General features: G+C 60.3%; 18 protein-coding genes. 7 read left to right on the forward strand and 11 right to left on the reverse strand.

Features of this window, described 5'->3' with window-relative positions:
- Genes AO064_RS09440 through AO064_RS09455 form a run of 4 tightly spaced genes read left to right on the forward strand, consistent with a single transcriptional unit; the run spans nucleotide 1 to nucleotide 3497 of the window.
- Nucleotides 1–1149 (forward strand): ABC transporter permease, encoded by a 1149-nt coding sequence (locus AO064_RS09440; RefSeq protein ID WP_064053128.1) that lies wholly within the window; start codon nucleotides 1–3, stop codon nucleotides 1147–1149.
- A complete protein-coding gene (locus AO064_RS09445) occupies nucleotides 1146–1949 on the forward strand; it encodes an ABC transporter ATP-binding protein (protein ID WP_012721539.1) in 804 nt (267 codons plus the stop codon). The genes AO064_RS09440 and AO064_RS09445 overlap by 4 nt, the downstream gene beginning before the upstream one ends.
- A gap of 1 nt (nucleotide 1950) precedes the next feature.
- Nucleotides 1951–2889 (forward strand): MlaD family protein, encoded by a 939-nt coding sequence (locus tag AO064_RS09450; RefSeq protein ID WP_064053129.1) that lies wholly within the window; start codon nucleotides 1951–1953, stop codon nucleotides 2887–2889.
- The gene (locus tag AO064_RS09455) at nucleotides 2886–3497 is read left to right on the forward strand and encodes an ABC-type transport auxiliary lipoprotein family protein (RefSeq protein WP_064053130.1); all 612 of its coding nucleotides are present in this window, start codon (nucleotides 2886–2888) and stop codon (nucleotides 3495–3497) included. Before AO064_RS09450 ends, AO064_RS09455 begins: the two co-directional genes overlap by 4 nt.
- A gap of 92 nt (nucleotides 3498–3589) precedes the next feature.
- Here the strand turns inward: AO064_RS09455 and AO064_RS09460 are convergent, their stop codons facing one another.
- The 5 genes from AO064_RS09460 to AO064_RS09475 form a co-directional block, all read right to left on the reverse strand.
- Complete coding sequence (locus AO064_RS09460; protein ID WP_012721536.1) at nucleotides 3590–4819, reverse strand: nucleoside recognition domain-containing protein; 1230 nt, start codon at nucleotides 4817–4819, stop codon at nucleotides 3590–3592.
- 98 nt (nucleotides 4820–4917) lie between these two features.
- Nucleotides 4918–6249: a glutamate/aspartate:proton symporter GltP gene (gene gltP, locus AO064_RS09465; protein WP_012721535.1), complete on the reverse strand. Its 1332-nt coding sequence runs from the start codon at nucleotides 6247–6249 to the stop codon at nucleotides 4918–4920.
- Between the two features lie 764 nt (nucleotides 6250–7013).
- On the reverse strand, nucleotides 7014–7481 hold the full coding sequence (locus AO064_RS09470; RefSeq protein WP_012721534.1) for an inhibitor of vertebrate lysozyme family protein: 468 nt from the start codon (nucleotides 7479–7481) through the stop codon (nucleotides 7014–7016).
- A gap of 2 nt (nucleotides 7482–7483) precedes the next feature.
- Nucleotides 7484–7648 carry a DUF1328 domain-containing protein gene (locus AO064_RS29885; protein WP_003170804.1) on the reverse strand — a complete coding sequence of 55 codons (165 nt, stop codon included), beginning with the start codon at nucleotides 7646–7648 and terminating at the stop codon, nucleotides 7484–7486.
- A gap of 78 nt (nucleotides 7649–7726) precedes the next feature.
- Nucleotides 7727–8011 carry a hypothetical protein gene (locus tag AO064_RS09475; protein WP_046035913.1) on the reverse strand — a complete coding sequence of 95 codons (285 nt, stop codon included), beginning with the start codon at nucleotides 8009–8011 and terminating at the stop codon, nucleotides 7727–7729.
- A gap of 379 nt (nucleotides 8012–8390) precedes the next feature.
- Here AO064_RS09475 and algB point away from each other — a divergent pair, with 379 nt between their 5' ends.
- Together algB and AO064_RS09485 are read left to right on the forward strand one after the other, a co-directional pair.
- Nucleotides 8391–9737: a sigma-54-dependent response regulator transcription factor AlgB gene (gene algB, locus AO064_RS09480; protein WP_064053131.1), complete on the forward strand. Its 1347-nt coding sequence runs from the start codon at nucleotides 8391–8393 to the stop codon at nucleotides 9735–9737.
- Nucleotides 9738–9747: 10 nt separating this feature from the next.
- Nucleotides 9748–11535 (forward strand): ATP-binding protein, encoded by a 1788-nt coding sequence (locus AO064_RS09485; protein WP_064053132.1) that lies wholly within the window; start codon nucleotides 9748–9750, stop codon nucleotides 11533–11535.
- Nucleotides 11536–11595: 60 nt separating this feature from the next.
- On the opposite strand, the gene AO064_RS09490 is transcribed toward AO064_RS09485, so the two are convergent.
- The 6 genes from AO064_RS09490 to AO064_RS09515 form a co-directional block, all read right to left on the reverse strand.
- The gene (locus AO064_RS09490) at nucleotides 11596–12408 is read right to left on the reverse strand and encodes an N-acetylmuramoyl-L-alanine amidase (protein WP_064053133.1); all 813 of its coding nucleotides are present in this window, start codon (nucleotides 12406–12408) and stop codon (nucleotides 11596–11598) included.
- Nucleotides 12409–12496: 88 nt separating this feature from the next.
- The gene (locus AO064_RS09495) at nucleotides 12497–14551 is read right to left on the reverse strand and encodes a GGDEF domain-containing protein (RefSeq protein WP_064053134.1); all 2055 of its coding nucleotides are present in this window, start codon (nucleotides 14549–14551) and stop codon (nucleotides 12497–12499) included.
- A complete protein-coding gene (locus AO064_RS09500) occupies nucleotides 14548–15426 on the reverse strand; it encodes an endonuclease/exonuclease/phosphatase family protein (RefSeq protein WP_012721528.1) in 879 nt (292 codons plus the stop codon). Before AO064_RS09500 ends, AO064_RS09495 begins: the two co-directional genes overlap by 4 nt.
- 10 nt (nucleotides 15427–15436) lie before the next feature.
- Nucleotides 15437–16072 (reverse strand): thiol:disulfide interchange protein DsbA, encoded by a 636-nt coding sequence (gene dsbA / locus AO064_RS09505; protein WP_064053135.1) that lies wholly within the window; start codon nucleotides 16070–16072, stop codon nucleotides 15437–15439.
- 168 nt (nucleotides 16073–16240) lie between these two features.
- Entirely contained in the window at nucleotides 16241–16867 is a 627-nt protein-coding gene (locus AO064_RS09510; RefSeq protein ID WP_064053136.1) for a c-type cytochrome, read from the reverse strand.
- 34 nt (nucleotides 16868–16901) lie between these two features.
- On the reverse strand, nucleotides 16902–17204 hold the full coding sequence (locus AO064_RS09515) for a c-type cytochrome (protein WP_012721526.1): 303 nt from the start codon (nucleotides 17202–17204) through the stop codon (nucleotides 16902–16904).
- 192 nt (nucleotides 17205–17396) lie between these two features.
- Between AO064_RS09515 and yihA the strand changes: the two genes are divergently transcribed.
- A complete protein-coding gene (gene yihA / locus AO064_RS09520; protein ID WP_042943980.1) occupies nucleotides 17397–18038 on the forward strand; it encodes a ribosome biogenesis GTP-binding protein YihA/YsxC in 642 nt (213 codons plus the stop codon).
- Nucleotides 18039–18051 lie beyond the last annotated feature (13 nt).

The raw sequence follows: 18051 nt of genomic DNA on the forward strand, positions 1-18051 counted from the left end.
ATGACCACCAGTACCTCGGCCGGTGCAGCCCACCTCGATACGTCCATCACCCCGCCACAGCTGAGGATTACGGGAGACTGGACGCTTGCCCACTATGCCAGCCTGAAGAAGCTGTCGGACAAGCTCGACGGCCAATACGATGCGGGCGCGCGTATCGACCTCAATGGCCTGGGCGCCCTCGATACCGCCGGCGCCTCGCTGCTGGTGGAGTTGCTGGGACCGACCCGCATCGAGCAATCCGCCGAGCAGACCGATTGCAGCTTGTCTGCCGCTGACCGCGCACTGCTCAAGACCGTCTACCGCTCCCTGAATGATTTTTGCGTACCGGAGAAAGCCCCGGAAGAAGCCGCCGGTATTCAAGTGCTGGCTCGCATCGGCCGGGCGGTAGACACCGTCTGGCAAGACAGCAAGCAACTGCTGGGCTTTATCGGCCTGATCCTCGAAACCTTCGCCCGCGGAATTTTCCGGCCCAGGCGTTGGCGCCTCACGCCGATGGTCGCGCACCTGGAACAGGTCGGCCTCGACGCCGCGCCCATCGTGGCCCTGCTGACCTTTCTGGTCGGTGCCGTGGTGGCGTTCCTCGGCGCCACCGTACTCAAGAGTTTTGGCGCGACGATTTTCACCGTCGACCTGGTGGCGTTCTCCTTCCTGCGCGAATTCGGTGTGTTGCTGACCGCGATCCTGATCGCCGGTCGCACCGCCAGTGCCTTTACCGCACAAATCGGCTCGATGAAGGCCAACGAAGAGATCGACGCGATCCGCACCCTGGGCCTGGACCCGATGGAACTGCTGGTATTGCCGCGCGTACTGGCGCTGCTGGTGGCGCTGCCGATGCTGACCTTCCTGGCAATGCTCTCGGGCATTGTCGGCGGTGGCGTGGTGTGCGCCGTGGCCCTGGATATTTCGCCGGCGATGTTCCTCTCACTGCTGCAATCGGACATTGGCGTGCAGCATTTCCTGGTGGGCCTGGTGAAAGCGCCGATCTTCGCCTTCCTGATCGCCGCCATCGGCTGCCTGGAAGGCTTCAAGGTGAGCGGCAGCGCCGAGTCCGTCGGTGCCCACACCACCTCCAGCGTGGTGCAATCGATTTTTGTGGTGATCGTGCTGGACGCGGTCGCCGCGCTGTTCTTTATGGAGATGGGCTGGTGAGTCGCTTACACCGTGCGACCGCCGAGGCGGTGATTGAAGTGCGCGGCCTGTGCAATCGCTTTGGCACCCAACGCGTGCACGAGAACCTCGACCTGGACTTGTACAAAGGCGAGATCCTTGCCGTGGTCGGCGGCTCCGGCAGCGGCAAGTCGGTGTTGTTGCGCAGCATCGTCGGCCTGCGCCGGCCCAGCGCAGGCGAAGTCCGGGTGTTTGGCAAGAACCTGCCGAGCCTGGCGGAGCATGAGCGATCCCTGGTGGAGCGACGCTTTGGCGTGCTGTTCCAGAAGGGCGCGCTGTTTTCCTCGCTGACCGTGACCGAAAACGTAGCGCTGCCATTGATCGAACACGCAGGCCTCAGCCGCCGCGACGCCGAGCACCTGGCCGCGGTCAAACTGGCCCTGGCCGGGTTGCCACTGTCGGCAGCCGACAAATACCCGGCGTCACTGTCGGGTGGCATGATCAAGCGCGCCGCGCTGGCCCGCGCGCTGGCCCTGGACCCCGACATCCTGTTTCTCGACGAACCCACCGCCGGCCTCGACCCGATTGGCGCGGCGCAATTCGATCAACTGATCCTGACCCTGCGCGATGCGCTGGGCCTGAGCGTGTTCCTGGTCACCCACGACCTGGACACGCTGTACACCATCACCGACCGCGTGGCGGTGCTGGCCCAGAAAAAGGTGCTGGTGGCCGACGCCATCGATGTCGTTTCGGAAACGGACGACGCGTGGATTCACGAATATTTCCACGGCCCCCGAGGCCGCGCGGCATTGGATGCCGCTCAATCGCTCAACGAGGTATGACATGGAAACCCGAGCCCATCATGTGATGATCGGTTTGTTCAGCGTGATCGTGGTGGTCGGCGCGATGTTGTTCGGCCTGTGGCTGGCCAAGTCCAGCGTCGACAGCGCCTTCCAGGATTACGAAGTGATTTTCAACGAGGCGGTCAGCGGCCTGTCACAGGGCAGTTCGGTGCAGTACAGCGGGATTAAAGTGGGCGATGTGATCAGCCTGCGCCTGGACCCCAAAGATCCGCGTCGCGTACTGGCACGTATCCGCCTGGCCGGTGAGACGCCTATCAAGGAAGACACCCAGGCCAAGCTGGCGCTGACCGGCATCACCGGCACCTCGATTATCCAACTCAGCGGCGGTACGCCGCAAAGCCCCGAACTCAAGGGCAAAGACGGTAACTTGCCGGAAATCATCGCCTCACCCTCACCTATCGCGCGCCTGCTGAACAACAGCAACGACCTGATGACGAGCATCAACCTGCTGTTGCATAACGCCAACGACCTGTTTTCCCGCGAGAACGTCGAGCGCCTGAGCAACACCCTGGATAACCTGCAAAAAACGACCGGCGTCATCGCCGACCAGCGCGGCGATATCAAGGTGGTGATGCAGCAACTGATGCAAGTGAGCAAACAGGCCAGCGCCGCCCTGGAGCAGACCAGTGTGCTGATGCGCAACGCCAACGGCTTGCTCAACGAACAAGGCAAGCAGGCCTTTGGCAGCGCCGAGCAGGCCATGAAGTCCCTGGAACACAGCACCGCGACCATCAACACCTTGCTGACCAACAACAAGGACTCGGTGAACAGCGGCATGCAAGGCCTCAACGAACTGGCGCCGGCCGTGCGCGAACTGCGCGAAACCCTCGGTTCGCTGCGCGCCATCTCCCGCCGCCTGGAAGCCAACCCCAGCGGTTACCTGCTGGGCAGCGACAAGAACAAGGAGTTCACGCCATGAAGCGTGCTTACCAAATGATCGCCCCTGTGGCGCTGGCACTCGTGAGCGCGTGCTCGATTCTTCCCAAGGCCGACCCTTCTGATGTGTATCGCCTGGCCTCGGCCCAGACCACCGGCCAGGGTGCTCCGGTCAGCTGGTCGCTGCGTGTGAATAAGCCGCAGACCAGCGAATTTCTCGACAGCCCACGTATTGCCGTGGTGCCCAATGGCGACCTGATCAGCAGCTATGCCAACTCGCGCTGGAGCGATCCGTCGCCGGTACTGTTGCGCAACCGCCTCATGGATGGCTTTCAACGCGATGGTCGGGTGACGCTGCTGAGTACCGATGACACCAACCTGCAGTCCGACTATGAACTGGGCGGGCAATTGCAGGCGTTCCAGAGTGAGTACCGCGGCAGTGCGGTGGAGGTGGTGATTCGCCTGGACGCGCGCCTGGTACGCGGCAGTGATCAGCGGATTGTTGCCAGTCGGCGGTTTGAAGTGAGGCAACCGGTGAGCGATACCAAGGTGCCGGCGGTGGTCGCCGGGTTTGGACAGGCGGGGGATCAGTTGAATAAGCAGGTGGTGGATTGGGTGGTTCAGCAAGGCAATAACGCAGCTAAACACTGAGGGCCTCATCGGGGGCAAGCCCCCTCCCACAGGTTGATCTGTGAACACATTCAAATGTGGGAGGGGGCTTGCCCCCGATAGCAATCCAAGCCTTAACCGAAGAACCAGTAGCACACCGAAATCGCCGCCACCACACCGGCAAACTCCGCCAGCAACGCACAACCCACGGCATGCCGTGCCCGCTGGATCCCCACCGAACCAAAGTACACCGCCAACACATAGAAAGTGGTCTCGGTACTGCCCTGAATCGTCGCCGCCACCAACGCCGGGAAGCTGTCCACGCCCTGGGTCTGCATGGTCTCGATCAGCATCGCTCGCGCAGCGCTGCCGGAGAACGGCTTGACCATCGCGGTCGGCAAGGCATCCACAAAGCGCGTGTCCATGCCCGTCCAGGCGACCACATGGCGAATGCCTTCAAGGCCAAAATCCAGCGCCCCTGAGGCACGCAATACACCCACGGCACACAGCATCGCCACCAGGTAGGGCAGCAGGTTCTTGGCCACATCGAAGCCTTCTTTGGCCCCTTCGACGAACGCCTCATACACCTTGACCTTGCGCAACGCACCGATCACCAGGAACAACATGATCAGGCCAAACAGCGTGAGGTTGCCCAGGATCGACGACAACCCGGCCAGAGCGGTGGCGGAGAGGGTCGCCAGCAGCGCCATGAAGCCGCCCAGCACCAATGCGCCTGGAATCAGATAGGCCAGCACCACCGGATCCCACAGCCGCAGGCGCTGCATCACCGCCACCGACAGCAGGCCCACCAAGGTGGACGCGCTGGTCGCCAGCAGGATTGGCAGGAACACCAGTGTTGGGTCCGCAGCGCCTTGCTGGGCGCGGTACATGAAGATGGTGACCGGCAACAACGTCAGCGATGAGGCGTTGAGCACCAGGAACAGGATCTGCGCGTTACTCGCCGTGTTGGGGATTGGGTTGAGTTCCTGCAGCGCCTTCATCGCTTTCAAACCGATAGGCGTGGCGGCGTTATCCAGGCCCAGGCCGTTGGCAGCGAAGTTGAGGGTGATCAAGCCGATGGCCGGATGGCCGGCGGGCACTTCCGGCATCAGGCGGCGGAACAGCGGGCCGAGGGCCTTGGCCAGCCAGTCGACGATCCCGGCCTTTTCGGCGATGCGCAAAAAGCCCAGCCATAACGTCAGAGTGCCGAACAGCAGCACCATCACTTCCACCGACAGTTTGGCCATGGCGAAAATGCTTTCGACCATCGCCGCGAAAATCCCGGCGTTACCGCCGACCAGCCATTGCGCCAGTGCCGACACCATTGCCACGACAAAGAAGCCAAGCCACAGGCCATTGAGCATCAGTTAAATCCCCCGAAGAATGGAGCGAATGATAGCGGGGCTGGCAGAAACGACAAACCCCGGAATTTTCCGGGGTTTGTGTCAGAGCAGTCGTATTATCAGCTGCGGGTGGCTTGGCCCAGCGGCGAGGCTTCCTTGCTGCGCCAGTGCGGCAGCGAATTCCAATAGCGCTCGCCCTTGGCATCGTCGTACATGCCTTCCCAACGGGAGATCACCAGCACTGCAAGGGCATTGCCGATTACGTTCAGGGCGGTACGTGCCATGTCCATGATGCGGTCGACACCGGCGATAAACGCCAGGCCTTCCAGCGGAATGCCCACGCTGCCCAGCGTGGCCAGCAACACCACGAAGGACACGCCCGGCACACCGGCGATGCCTTTGGAGGTGACCATGAGGGTCAGCACCAGCATCAGTTGCTGGCCGATCGACAGGTCGATGCCATACAGCTGGGCGATGAAGATCGCCGCAATGCTCTGGTAGAGGGTCGAACCGTCGAGGTTGAACGAGTAGCCGGTCGGCACCACGAAGCTGCAGATCGCCTTCGGCGCGCCATAGGCTTCCATCTTCTCGATCACGCGTGGCAGCACGGTTTCGGAGCTGGCGGTGGAATAGGCCAGTACCAGCTCATCCTTGAAGATGCGCATCAGCTTGATCACCGAGAAGCCGAACAGGCGGGCGATCAGGCCGAGGATCACGAAAGCGAAGAACAGGATGGCGACGTAAACCAGGATCACCAGCTTGGCCAACGGCAACAGCGAGGCGAAGCCGAAGTTGGCGACGGTCACGGCGATCAAGGCGAATACGCCGATCGGGGCGTACTTCATGATCATGTGGGTGACTTTGAACATGCTCTCGGACACGCCTTGGAACATGGTCACCAGCGGCTCGCGCAGCTCGGGCTTGAGGCTCGACAGGCCGAGGCCGAACAGTACCGAGAAGAAGATGATCGGCAGCATCTCGCCACGGGCAACAGCGGCAAAGATGTTCGAAGGGATCAGGTTGAGGATGGTCTGGATAAACGCATGCTCGTGCTGCACTTCAGCGGCGGTGGCGGTGTACTTGGAGATGTCGACGGTACCCAGGGTACTCATGTCGATGCCAGCGCCTGGGTGGAACACGTTGGCCAGCAGCAGGCCGACCACAATGGCAATGGTGGTGACGATTTCGAAGTAAAGGATGGTTTTGACACCGATACGCCCGAGCTTCTTCGCGTCACCGACACCGGCAATGCCGACGATCAGCGAGGAGATCACGATCGGGATCACGATCATCTTGATCAGGCGGATAAAGATATCGCCCGCTGGCTGCAACACATTGCTGATCCACCAGGCCTTTTCAGCACTGAAATGGTTGAGCACTGCACCGATTGCGATCCCCAGCACCAAACCGATGAGGATCTGCCAGGCGAGGCTTAGCTTTGCCTTCTTCATGTCATTACCCTTACTTCAAGTGAACTTAAGGCAAATGCGCCAGCTGGAACGCTCGAGAGCGAAAAAGTGTGTGCATCTGCCTCCATGGAAGGTCACCGCAGCGTGGCCGAAATGGCTTACTGGCAGGCGAAAAAAGGCGCAACTATTCCCATGCAAGGGAGCGACGTCTAATGCCGTAAACGCCTACCCTATGCCGAATCGGCATGGCCTTTTTTCATAATAACTGTCCGAACGGTCAGTTCAAATGCGACAGATTGTCCGGCAAATATGCCGTTAACCTGCCAAACCCGGCTCGCCTAGAGATGCAGCACGTCTTTGCGGCGCTGGCAGAAATGCCTGGGGAATCCGCGACCTGACGTCAAATACGTCCTATAGCGCGACGAAAATTTTATCGATAGATGGTCGTCTCGACACACCAAGAAATGGTTAAAGGAGAGCGATAACAAAATTTGCGGCTATGGGAGGTATAACAGAGCGAGAGGTATGACAGAGCGATATGAGAGGCGGGGCGATGAATGAAAGTCACAAGCCCGCCGCAAGTTCAGCAAGCGATGGGCTTGTGAACCTGCGTCGCAGCTTTTCTCCTGACCCGGCCCTTGCGCAGGCACTCCCTGTACCCGTAGGTCACGCCGATCCCATTTGATCAGAGCAACCCGGCCCCCTGGTCATGCACCACCCTTGGCGAGCAGTGCAAACAGAAAGAAGCGAGGGGGCTTCTTTCTATGGACGCTGGTCCCGCTGACGACAGACGCGCCGGACGGAACCTAGTACCAATTCGGATCTTTCTTCAGCTGTTCCATCAGCAACTTCTGCATGCCTTCATCCGGTTTACCGATAAAACGGTAATCGGCGTGGCGCGTTGGGGACTTGTCCGCCGGCAGGCCGGCCGGGACTTCCACCAACATGGCGTAGGCATCTTCTTTGTCGAGGCTGAAGGCAACGATCAGACGCTTGTTCCGGCAGGTGTCTGCGGTTTCGCAGAGCGGCCCGACCAAGTACTTGTCGCCATCTTCTTCCACGGCATTCATTTGCTCGGCCGTACCCGACAGGTTCATCACCCATTCCGGGAGGCGCTCTTCTTTCTTCACCACGCTTTGCCAGGTCTCACGGTATTGCGGGTCCGCGCTGAGCAATTCGTTGGCTCGGGATTGGCCGTCATTGGCGGCCATCACCAAGCCGCTGCCGCCCAACAATAGGGCGGCAGTAATGGCTTTGAAGGACAAAGTGGTCATTTTCAGCCTCGGCCGCGACGACCAAAGAAGAAGGAAGCGATGAACATCACCAAGAAGACCACAAACAGAATTTTTGCGATACCCGTGGCGGTGCCCGCGATACCACCGAAGCCCAGGACTGCAGCCACAATGGCGATGATCAGAAATGTGATTGCCCAACTCAACATGGTGATTCTCCTTATGCTTCTTTTAGAGGTAACAGCGGTAGTGCCGTACTGCCGCTCAACACGAGCGGCTTTTGGTGCCTAGAACACCCAACGCTCTTGCGACGGCAGTTCACTCAGGGAAGATTCCTGGTCAACCATCTGCAATTGCGGGGCTGTTGCATCGGCAGCAACACTGCCAACGGAACGGAAATGGGTCTGGGTCATGCTCGGACGTTCAAATTGCGGGATCTGCTGCTGACTCTGCTGCCAATGCTGCAACTGCTGGCCGCCAATCAACGTGACCATCAAGGCCAGGCTGGCAAACAGACCTTGCTGCAAGCGCAGTGGCGATACACGCAGTGGGCTGAAGCTTTGGCGAGTCATGCTGACGTTCTCCCGCATTCTGATTATTCGTTAGGAGAGGTATTGCAGAGCGCATGCCAGCTTTTTTACAAAATAAATACTAATAAAATCAATGAGTTAAATATTTATAAACCAACAAGCTCCCAGCATCCTGCACGATGCCCCCTTGAGGGCCGTGCGAAATGCACGATAGCCAGCGGTCGGATCAAGGGATAGAACACGGAGGGTGTGTTGCCGAAGTGGCAAGACGGCATGAAAACGCCAGCAATCGGCGCCTTGTAGGAAGTGATGCAGATACCTGCACGACGTTGTCTTTTATCGATCAGAATAAACCATGCAACTTGCCCGATTATTCCGGGACTAAACACCATCATTCATAGAGTTAAGGAGCGCGGGACAGATGGAATCAGCCAAGGAACTTCAAGGCCGCATTCTTTTAGTGGATGACGAATCCGCGATCCTCCGCACCTTCCGTTATTGCCTGGAAGATGAGGGCTACACCGTCGCCACGGCGAACAGCGCTGCCCAAGCGGACACCTTGATGCAGCGCCAAGTGTTCGATTTGTGCTTCCTGGACCTGCGCCTGGGTGAAGACAACGGCTTGGACGTACTGGCCCAGATGCGCATCCAGGCGCCATGGATGCGTGTGGTCATTGTCACCGCCCATTCGGCGGTCGACACTGCCGTTGATGCGATCCAGGCCGGTGCCGCTGACTATTTGGTAAAGCCTTGCAGCCCAGACCAACTGCGCCTTGCCACTGCCAAGCAACTGGAAGTACGCCAACTCTCTGCGCGCCTCGAAGCCTTGGAAGGCGCAGTGCGCCAACCGAAAGACGGCCTTGATTCCCACAGCCCGTCGATGATGGTAGTGCTGGAAACCGCACGTCAGGTGGCTGGCACAGACGCCAACATTCTGATCCTGGGTGAATCCGGCACGGGTAAAGGTGAACTGGCCCGAGCCATTCACGGCTGGAGCAAGCGCTCGAAGAAATCCTGTGTGACCATCAACTGCCCGTCGCTGACGGCGGAACTGATGGAGAGCGAGCTGTTCGGCCATAGTCGTGGTGCCTTTACCGGCGCCAGTGAAAGCACATTGGGCCGTGTCAACCAGGCGGACGGCGGCACGCTGTTTCTCGACGAAATCGGCGATTTTCCGCTCACGTTGCAACCCAAGTTATTGCGCTTTATCCAAGACAAAGAATACGAGCGCGTCGGTGACCCAGTTACCCGACGTGCGGATGTGCGCATCCTCGCCGCCACCAACCTGAACCTGGAAGACATGGTGCGTGATGGCCGCTTCCGCGAGGATCTGCTCTACCGCCTCAACGTGATCACCCTGCACCTGCCCCCACTGCGCGAACGTAGCGAGGACATCCTGACCCTGGCCGACCGCTTCCTGGCACGTTTCGTCAAGGAGTACGCCCGACCGGCGCGCGGTTTCAGCGACGAAGCGCGCGAGGCCCTCCTCAACTACCGCTGGCCGGGAAATATCCGCGAGCTGCGCAACGTAGTAGAGCGCGCCAGCATCATTTGCCCGCAAGAGAAGGTAGAAATCAGCCACCTGGGGATGGCCGAGCAGCCGACCAACAACGCTCCGCGGATCGGCGCGGCGCTGAGCCTGGACGAGCTGGAGAAAGCTCACATCGGAGCCGTGCTCGCCACCAGCGACACCCTGGACCAGGCGGCTCGCACCCTGGGTATCGACGCGTCGACCCTGTACCGCAAACGCAAACAGTACAACCTGTGAGCTGTACCCTATGAAGTTCGCGATGAAGCTGCGCACTCGGCTATTCCTGAGCATCTCAGCGCTGATCACCGTTGCCCTGCTGGGTTTGATCCTCGGCCTGGTCAGCGTCATGCAAATGGCCAAGACTCAGGAATCCCTGATTCGCAGCAACTTCATCACCCTGGACCTGGGCCTCAAGCTGCGTCAGAGCCTGGGTGATCAGTTGATCATGATGCTGGAAGAGCGCCCCGACCCCGAGGCCTTGCAAACCTCCAAGCAGCGCTACGTCGACCTGCTGGACCAAGGTATCGCCCATGAACAACGCGACGGTCGCGGGACGGGGTTCAGCCAGGCCAAGGGCCAGTATCAGGAACTGCTGAACGCTTTTGACGAGTCCCAGCAACCGACCCCTCCACCTGGGGCCAAGGAAAAACTCACCGACACCTTCAATGCGCTGCGCAATGGCTTGATCAACGAGCACAAGCAGGCCTTGGAGAACATCAGCAACAGCGAACACAAATCCCGCGAACGTGCCCTGCTGATCGCCGGGCTACTGGGGCTGGTTGGGCTCGCGGTGCTGATCATCGGGTTTGTGACGGCGCATGGCATCGCCCGGCGTTTTGGCGGACCGATCGAAGCGCTGGCCAAGGCGGCGGACAAGATAGGGCAGGGCGATTTCGAAGTGACACTGCCGATCTCGTCGGCAGCAGAGATGAACCAGCTCACCCGCCGCTTCGGCATCATGGCCGAGGCGTTGCGCCAGCATCAGGCGACCAATGTCGATGAACTCCTGGCTGGCCAGCAGCGCCTGCAAGCGGTGCTCGACAGCATAGACGATGGTCTGCTGATGATTGACCAGCAAGGCCGCCTGGAACACCTCAACCCGGTGGCCCAACGCCAACTGGGCTGGGACGAGGAGCGCCTTGGCCAGGGCCTGGGCGAGGCCCTGGTGCGACCGGAACTGGATGAACAGCTGCAATTGGTACTGCGTGGCGGCAGCCTGGAGCGGGCGCCGGAGGATCTGGAAGTGGAAGTCGAAGGCGAATTGCGCCTGCTGACCTACAGCTTGACCCCCGTCAGCCATACCCAGGGGCATATCCTCGGGGCGGTGATGGTGCTGCATGACGTCACCGAACAACGCGCCTTCGAGCGGGTACGCAGCGAGTTCGTACTGCGCGCCTCTCATGAGCTGCGAACACCGGTGACCGGCATGCACATGGCATTCGGGCTATTCCGCGAGCGGGCGAAATTTCCGCCGGACTCCCGTGAAGCGGACCTGCTGGATACAGTCAATGAAGAGATGCAGCGGCTGATGCAATTGATCAACGACCTGCTCAACTTCTCGCGCTACCAGAACGGCCTGCAGAAGCTCACCTTAGGCCCGTGCGACGTGACCGATCTGCTTGAACACGCACGAGCACGCTTCGTCGAGCCGGCCAACGTGCAAAACGTCGAGCTGATGGTAGAAGCCCAATCCGACCTGCCCCGGTTATATGCGGACCAAGCACAGTTGGAACGGGTGCTCGACAACCTGCTGGGCAATGCCCTACGCCACACACCTGAGGGGGGGCAGATTCGTCTGCAGGCACGCCGCCACGGCGAGCGCGTGATTATCAGCGTCGAAGATAACGGCGAAGGCATCGCCTATGGGCAGCAGGGGCGGATCTTCGAGCCCTTTGTGCAGGTGGGTCGCAAGAAAGGCGGCGCCGGCCTGGGGCTGGCGCTGTGCAAAGAGATTGTGCAATTGCACGGCGGCCGCATGGGTGTGTACTCGCGGCCGGGGCAGGGCACTCAGTTCTATATGGCGTTGCCTTTGTAGGAACCCCCGCTTGTTGTAGCAACGGCGCTTGTTGAAACGTCGCGCCGCTCCGCCTGCCTCTTAAGGGCGCTCCGCACCCGAGCGTAAGCACGCTTGCTCGCCACAGTTCAACGCTCGCAGGATCGCAGCGCTTTGCGCGTCAGGCGTACCGTCGAACAGCGATGGCCGGAAATGCATCTGGAACGCCGCGATCACATGACGTGTAGCCACATCCAGCTCTCCAGTCTGTGGCGTCTGGTAACCCAAGTGGGCCAATTGTTCCTGGAACCAGGTAATGCTCGGCAGTTCTGTGGCGTACTGCACTTGGAACCCCGCGACGGCCTGTGCATCCGGCCAAACACCCAGCCCCTCAGCGGCCAGGCGCTTCCAGGGGAACAAGGGGCCCGGGTCCAGCTTGCGCAGCGGTGCGATATCGCTGTGGCCGATGATGTTCTTGGGGTCGATGCCATTGCGCTTGCTGATGTCCTTGAGCAGCACCACCAGCGATTTCACTTGGGCTTCGGAGTACGGATACCACAGGCGGCCTGTCGGCGTGTCCTTGTAGCCAGGGTTCACGATCTCAATACCAATGGAGCTGGAGTTGAGCCAGGTGCGGCCCATCCATTCGCTTTCCCCGGCATGCCAGGCGCGCTGGCTCTCATCCACCAGCTTGTAGATAGTGCCTGAGGCATCGTCGCCGATCAGATAATGGCTGCTCACCTGGCCGTGGGTGAGCAATGCCAGGGAGCGTTCAAGGTTGGTCGAGGTGTAATGCACCACCACGAACTGCACGCGGTTGTCGTGGTTCACCGAGGGGTGGTTGGTGTCCAGGCGAGGGCCGCTGGCGCAGCCCGCAAGGAAAAGAAACACAAAAGCAATGTACAAAAATTTCATGGCGGAAGACGTTACGCTGAAGACGATAATGCAACAGTGTAACGTACCGCTTGTGACCCAACCGTCAAATTACAAAATGGAACATCTTTTAGGCGGCCTGCACTTGGTTTCGGCCTGCGGCCTTGGCCCGGTACAAGGCCGCATCCGCGCGTTTGAGCGCCAGGTCACTGCGCTCTCCCGGCTGGAACTGCGCCACACCCATGGACACAGTGATCGTCACCGGCTCGCCTTTGAAGTGAAACGGGCAGGCTTCAATCGCAGCGCGTAACACTTCACCTGCCGCCAGGGCATCCGCGAGGGATGAGTCGGGCATCAGCAACACGAACTCTTCACCGCCGAAACGCGCGATAAAGTCGGTCGGCCGCAGGCGCTTGCGCAGCACGTTGGCGATGATTTTCAGCACCCTGTCGCCAGCCAGGTGGCCGTAGCCGTCGTTAATGCGCTTGAAGTGATCCAAGTCCAGCATCGCCAGCGACAGGCTGTTACCCCGTTGATGCCAGGCGTTGACCTCGTGATCGAGCCGCTCACTCCAGGCGGCGCGGTTGGGCAGGCCAGTGAGCGGATCGATCAAGGCCTTCTGGCGCTGCACCTCCAAATGCTCGCGATAGCCCTGGGCTTCCTGCTCCATATTGGCAACCCGCTCGGCCAAGCCTTTCAGTCGCGCTGCCGTTTCCTGCTCGCGCTGGTCACGCTGCTGCTGGTGCTCGTCCATGGTGCCGAGAAGACCTTCGAGGTGGCTTTCCAATACGTGCTTGAGGCTTTCCAGATCGGCGGCCTCCTGCACGCTGCTTTGCAGGCCATCGACCTGTTCACGGATCTGCGAATCCAGCTCCCGGGCGGCCGAACGGCTATCGGCATGGCCGTCGCTGGCGACCTGCAAATGCCCCTGGAACGCTTCGAGACGCTCGTTGAGCTGCTTGAGGTAAGCCTCGAATTCGTGCTGGCCGCTGTCGGTGATTGCCAGCATCAAGACGGCCAGGTCGTCGAGGATCGGTAGCAGTTCGTACCAGTTCAGGCCGTGCGCCAGACGCTCACGCATGGCCTCGGCCTGGGGCCGGTGACGCTCGGGTAGCGACAACTCCTCCAACAGCCCGAGCAGAGTGTCTTCAATATGCTTGGCTACGGAGCTGTAGGACGGCTCCGGCGAATCAGGTAAGGCATACGTGCCGTCCGCTTGCAGCTCGTCGGGGTCGGACTCCTCGACCTCCAGCACAGGAGGGAGCGACAGGCTGCCGATGGTGGTCTCACCCGGCGTTTCGACCTGAACGGCAGGCGTTTCGATAAAGGCGGCGAGGGCGCTTTCCGGTGCCGGCTCTTCTGTCGGAAGCTCCCGCTCGACATGCGCTACGGGCGCTACGGACGCTTCGACGGGCTCAGCTTGAGGCGGAGCCTCGTACACAAACGTTTCACTGACAGCGTCCGCCACCTTGGCCGGCACGGCCGACTCAACTGCGGGGTTAACCTTTTCCTGAGACGGCGGCGCAAAGGCGCGCAAGGCTTGCGTCAGTTCCTCGGACTGTTCAGGCGGTTGGGGCTCGGCGACAGGCTTGGCCACAATGGGTTGCGGTGCCGGGCGGGCTGTCGATTCGCTGGCCTCCGGCTCGGTCGCGACGTCTTTGGAACCAAACAGGCGCTGCAAAAGCCCCGGCCCTGGGCGTGTGGTTTCGCCGTCCGGCTCCAGGTTGTTCAGCGCCTGGCCCTGCAGGCCACTCAACTCGCTGAGCAGCAAGGGGATCTCACGTGCCTGGCTGACTCGGCCGTCCAACTGCTTGGCGAACGTCTTAAGCGGCCGGGCAACCTCACGCGGTAATGGCAACTTTTGCAGCTGGGTAACCAGGGACGTCAGCGCGGTGCTGATCTGGTCGACCCGGGTTTCACGGCGCTGCTCCGAATCCAGCACGGCTTTTTCCAGGCGCGGCAGCAAGGCGGCGAGGGCGGCGTCCATATCATCAGTACGGACAACGTCACGCATTTCCTTCATGCACTGGTCGACGGCGCGGTCGGTGCCTTCAGCGGCCAGCGTGCTGCGCACCAGCCCACGGCGTAGCAGGTCGAGACGGGCTGCCCAACGGCGTTCGAGCTTTTCTTGTTGCTCGATGCTTTTGAGGTATTTCTCTTTCCAGCGCTGGGCGTCGTCGCTCATGCAAGGGGTCCGCGAGGGCCGGGGCTCAACGCGGGTAATGCATCAGCCGTGAGCGAACCCGGCAGACGAATCTCTACCGCGACCGGCAGGTGATCGGAGATGGGCTGCGCCAGCACCTGCACACTCTCGAGTGTGAGGGTAGGGCTGAGCAGGATATGGTCAAGACAGCGTTGCGGGCGCCAGCTGGGGAATGTGGCTTCGGCTTGCGGAGCCAGTAGCCCGAGGTCGCGCAACGGAGAATTCAACAACAGGTCATTGGCATGGGTGTTCATGTCACCCATCAGTACCTGGTGTTTGTAACCGCCAATCAGCTCGCGGATGTAGGCCAGTTGCATCGTGCGGGTGCGCGCACCCAACGCCAGGTGCATCATCACCACCACCAGCGCCTCTGGGCCTTCGCCAAAACGCACAAGGATCGCCCCCCGGCCCTTGGGGCCTGGCAGCGGATGGTCTTCGATGGCGGTGGGCTTCAGGCGACTGAGCACACCATTGCTGTGCTGCGCCAGGCGCCCGAGGTTGCGATTGAGTTGCTGGTACCAATAGGGGAACGCGCCGAGCTGGGCCAGGTGCTCCACCTGATTGATGTAACCGGAACGCATGCTGCCGCCGTCGGCTTCCTGCAGCGCAACCAGATCGAAGTCATTCAATAGGTTGCCAATCTTTTGCAGGTTGCCGGCCCGCCCGTTGTGGGGCAGCAGGTGCTGCCAGCCACGGGTGAGGTAGTGACGGTATTTCTCGGTACTGATCCCCACTTGGATATTGAAGCTGAGCAGCCGCAAGCGGCTGTCCGGAGGCAACCCCGTGGACTCCAGGTGATGTTCGTTGACCTGCGGATCATGCAGGCCAACCACGCGTTCGGTACCCCAGCGGCGCATGACGAGCCCCTTACCTGGCTGCGCGCTCTTTGGCGATCAGCTGGTCGGCAACATTGAGGGTCTGCTCAGGACCACCGGAGGTGCCCAGGTCGAAACGGTATTTGCCGTTGACGATCATGGTTGGAACGCCCTGCACGCCGTACTTCTGCGCCAGTTCCTTGGCCTGTTTGATCTGGCCCTGGATCGCGAAGGAGTTGAAGGTGGCCAGGAACTTGTCCTTGTCGACACCTTGGGTGGCCACGAAGTCAGCCATTTCGTCTGGTTTGGTCAGGCGTTTGCCTTGTTTCTGGATCGCGTCGAATACCGCGTTGTGGACCTTATGCTCCACGCCCATGGCTTCCAGTGTCAGGAACAGCTGGCCGTGGGCATCCCACGGGCCACCAAACATGGCAGGGATACGTCTGAAGTTCACGTCTTTAGGCAGCTTCTCGACCCATGGGTTGATGGTCGGCTCAAAGGCGTAGCAATGCGGGCAGCCGTACCAGAACAGCTCCACCACTTCGATCTTGCCTGGCGCCGAGACCGGAACCGGATTAGCCAATTCAACGTAGGTTTTACCGGCTTCAAGCGGCACGTCGGCAGCTTGTGCGGTCATGCCGAAGAGGCTGGCAGTGACGAGAGCGGCGCTGAGGATCAGATTACGCATGCTTTACTCCTGGACAAATAAAGTCGCCTCACGCGACCTTTGTTGTGACAGGTCTGCGCGGGCATGAGTTCGTTAGTGTAACGGCACCGGCCACAAAAAAGGGCGGCCTAAGCCACCCTTTTTATGCTTGCATCGCTGGATTAATCGAGTGTTAACGTTGCAGGCATGTTAGTGCAGGCCCTGGATATAGCTGGAGACCGCTGCAATGTCTTCATCGCTCAGCTTGCGCGCAATGGTACGCATGATCGCTGCGTCGCCATCGTTAGCTCGGCCTGCCTCTTCCTTACGGAAATCGGTCAACTGTTTGGCGATGTAGGTCGCGTGCTGGCCACTCAGGTGCGGGAAGCCGGCGGCGGCTATGCCCGCGCCATTGGGCGAATGGCAGCCGGTGCAGGCTGGCAGGCCTTTTTCCAGGTCGCCGCCGCGGAACAGTTTCTCACCACGGGCCACCAGTTTCGGATCAGCAGCTCCCACACTGCCTTTCTGGCTGGCAAAATACGCTGCGAGGTCCGCGAGTTCCTGATCGCTGAGGTTGGTCAGCAAGCCGGTCATTTCCAACACCGTTCGCTTGCCGTCCTTGATGTCGTGCAGTTGCTTGGTCAGGTAACGTTCACCCTGGCCGGCCAGTTTGGGGAAGTTCGGCGCCGGGCTGTTACCATCCGGTCCATGGCAAGCACCACATACAGCGGCCTTCGCTTGACCGGCAGTGGCATCACCTTTAAGGGGGCCCTCTGCAGCGACGGCAGCGCCTGTGATGCCCAAGGTCAACAGCAGACTCACGATCAGTTTGTTCATCAGCTAATCCAACTACGGCTAAGGGGTTTAAGAGTTATCTACCGGGTTTACTCACCATCAACTCAATGACGGCCTGGTAATCCTCAGTACTGCAGTCCATGCACAAACCACGCGGCGGCATTGCCTTGAAACCCTGGGTCACGTGTTGCACCAACGTGTCCATGCCCTGCGCCAGTCTTGGCGCCCAAGCTGCCTGATCACCCCGCTTCGGGGCATTCGGCAACTGGCCGGCATGGCAAGCCACGCAAACTCGGTTGTACACCGCTTCCGGATCCTGTGTAGCCTGAGCGCCATAAAGCGGGAGCAGGACACCGATAGCGAGCAACCACTTGGTCATACGTCGACCATTTCAGGGTTTGAGAGCGTTTTGCGTTCTAATGCGCAATAAAGGTCTTTCGCTCCCGTGAACTTCATCCTTCGCTGGGACAAAGCACACACAAAATCTGCGGCATTATATACTGGCGCTACTGAAACGGAAACGACACCGCTTGCCGCACCCTTTCTCGGCATCGCCCACATCGGAAATCTCATGCAACTCAAGAATCCCATCCTTGGCCTGTGCCAACAGTCCACGTTTATGCTCAGCGCCGCCAAAGTTGACCAATGCCCCGATGACGAGGGCTTTGAAGTCGCCTTTGCCGGGCGCTCCAACGCCGGTAAGTCCAGCGCGCTGAACACCCTGACTCACGCCAGCCTGGCACGCACCTCGAAAACTCCAGGCCGTACGCAACTTCTCAATTTCTTCAAGCTAGACGATGATCGGCGTCTGGTCGACCTGCCGGGCTACGGTTATGCAAAAGTACCTATCCCGCTGAAGCTGCACTGGCAGCGTCACCTGGAGGCCTACCTGGGTGGCCGGGAGAGTTTGAAGGGTTTGATTCTGATGATGGACATCCGCCATCCGATGACCGATTTCGACCTGCTGATGCTCGACTGGGCAGTTGCCAGCGGCATGCCGATGCATATCCTGCTGACCAAAGCCGACAAGCTGACCTACGGCGCCGCCAAAAACACGCTGCTTAAAGTGCAGTCTGAAATCCGTAAAGGCTGGGGTGATGCGATCACCATCCAACTGTTCTCGGCGCCCAAGCGCATGGGCCTGGAAGACGCCTACACCGTACTGGCCGGCTGGATGGAATTGGCGGACAAGGGCGCGGAAATCGCGGAGTAACTTTTGCGCAGGC

This window comes from Pseudomonas marginalis, from assembly GCF_001645105.1.
Lineage (GTDB): Bacteria > Pseudomonadota > Gammaproteobacteria > Pseudomonadales > Pseudomonadaceae > Aquipseudomonas > Aquipseudomonas petroselini.

What these genes read in the sequence shown, in the direction of transcription:
- AO064_RS09460 (WP_012721536.1), bottom strand. Translation starts at nt 4,819, where the DNA reads ATGCTCAATGGCCTGTGGCTTGGCTTCTTTGTCGTGGCAATGGTGTCG.
- AO064_RS09495 (WP_064053134.1), bottom strand. Translation starts at nt 14,551, where the DNA reads ATGAGCGACGACGCCCAGCGCTGGAAAGAGAAATACCTCAAAAGCATC.
- AO064_RS09475 (WP_046035913.1), bottom strand. Translation starts at nt 8,011, where the DNA reads ATGACTCGCCAAAGCTTCAGCCCACTGCGTGTATCGCCACTGCGCTTG.
- AO064_RS09490 (WP_064053133.1), bottom strand. Translation starts at nt 12,408, where the DNA reads ATGAAATTTTTGTACATTGCTTTTGTGTTTCTTTTCCTTGCGGGCTGC.
- AO064_RS09440 (WP_064053128.1), top strand. Translation starts at nt 1, where the DNA reads ATGACCACCAGTACCTCGGCCGGTGCAGCCCACCTCGATACGTCCATC.
- AO064_RS09485 (WP_064053132.1), top strand. Translation starts at nt 9,748, where the DNA reads ATGAAGTTCGCGATGAAGCTGCGCACTCGGCTATTCCTGAGCATCTCA.
- gltP (WP_012721535.1), bottom strand. Translation starts at nt 6,249, where the DNA reads ATGAAGAAGGCAAAGCTAAGCCTCGCCTGGCAGATCCTCATCGGTTTG.
- AO064_RS29885 (WP_003170804.1), bottom strand. Translation starts at nt 7,648, where the DNA reads ATGTTGAGTTGGGCAATCACATTTCTGATCATCGCCATTGTGGCTGCA.
- AO064_RS09470 (WP_012721534.1), bottom strand. Translation starts at nt 7,481, where the DNA reads ATGACCACTTTGTCCTTCAAAGCCATTACTGCCGCCCTATTGTTGGGC.
- AO064_RS09450 (WP_064053129.1), top strand. Translation starts at nt 1,951, where the DNA reads ATGGAAACCCGAGCCCATCATGTGATGATCGGTTTGTTCAGCGTGATC.
- AO064_RS09510 (WP_064053136.1), bottom strand. Translation starts at nt 16,867, where the DNA reads ATGAACAAACTGATCGTGAGTCTGCTGTTGACCTTGGGCATCACAGGC.
- AO064_RS09500 (WP_012721528.1), bottom strand. Translation starts at nt 15,426, where the DNA reads ATGCGCCGCTGGGGTACCGAACGCGTGGTTGGCCTGCATGATCCGCAG.
- AO064_RS09455 (WP_064053130.1), top strand. Translation starts at nt 2,886, where the DNA reads ATGAAGCGTGCTTACCAAATGATCGCCCCTGTGGCGCTGGCACTCGTG.
- algB (WP_064053131.1), top strand. Translation starts at nt 8,391, where the DNA reads ATGGAATCAGCCAAGGAACTTCAAGGCCGCATTCTTTTAGTGGATGAC.
- yihA (WP_042943980.1), top strand. Translation starts at nt 17,397, where the DNA reads ATGCAACTCAAGAATCCCATCCTTGGCCTGTGCCAACAGTCCACGTTT.
- dsbA (WP_064053135.1), bottom strand. Translation starts at nt 16,072, where the DNA reads ATGCGTAATCTGATCCTCAGCGCCGCTCTCGTCACTGCCAGCCTCTTC.
- AO064_RS09515 (WP_012721526.1), bottom strand. Translation starts at nt 17,204, where the DNA reads ATGACCAAGTGGTTGCTCGCTATCGGTGTCCTGCTCCCGCTTTATGGC.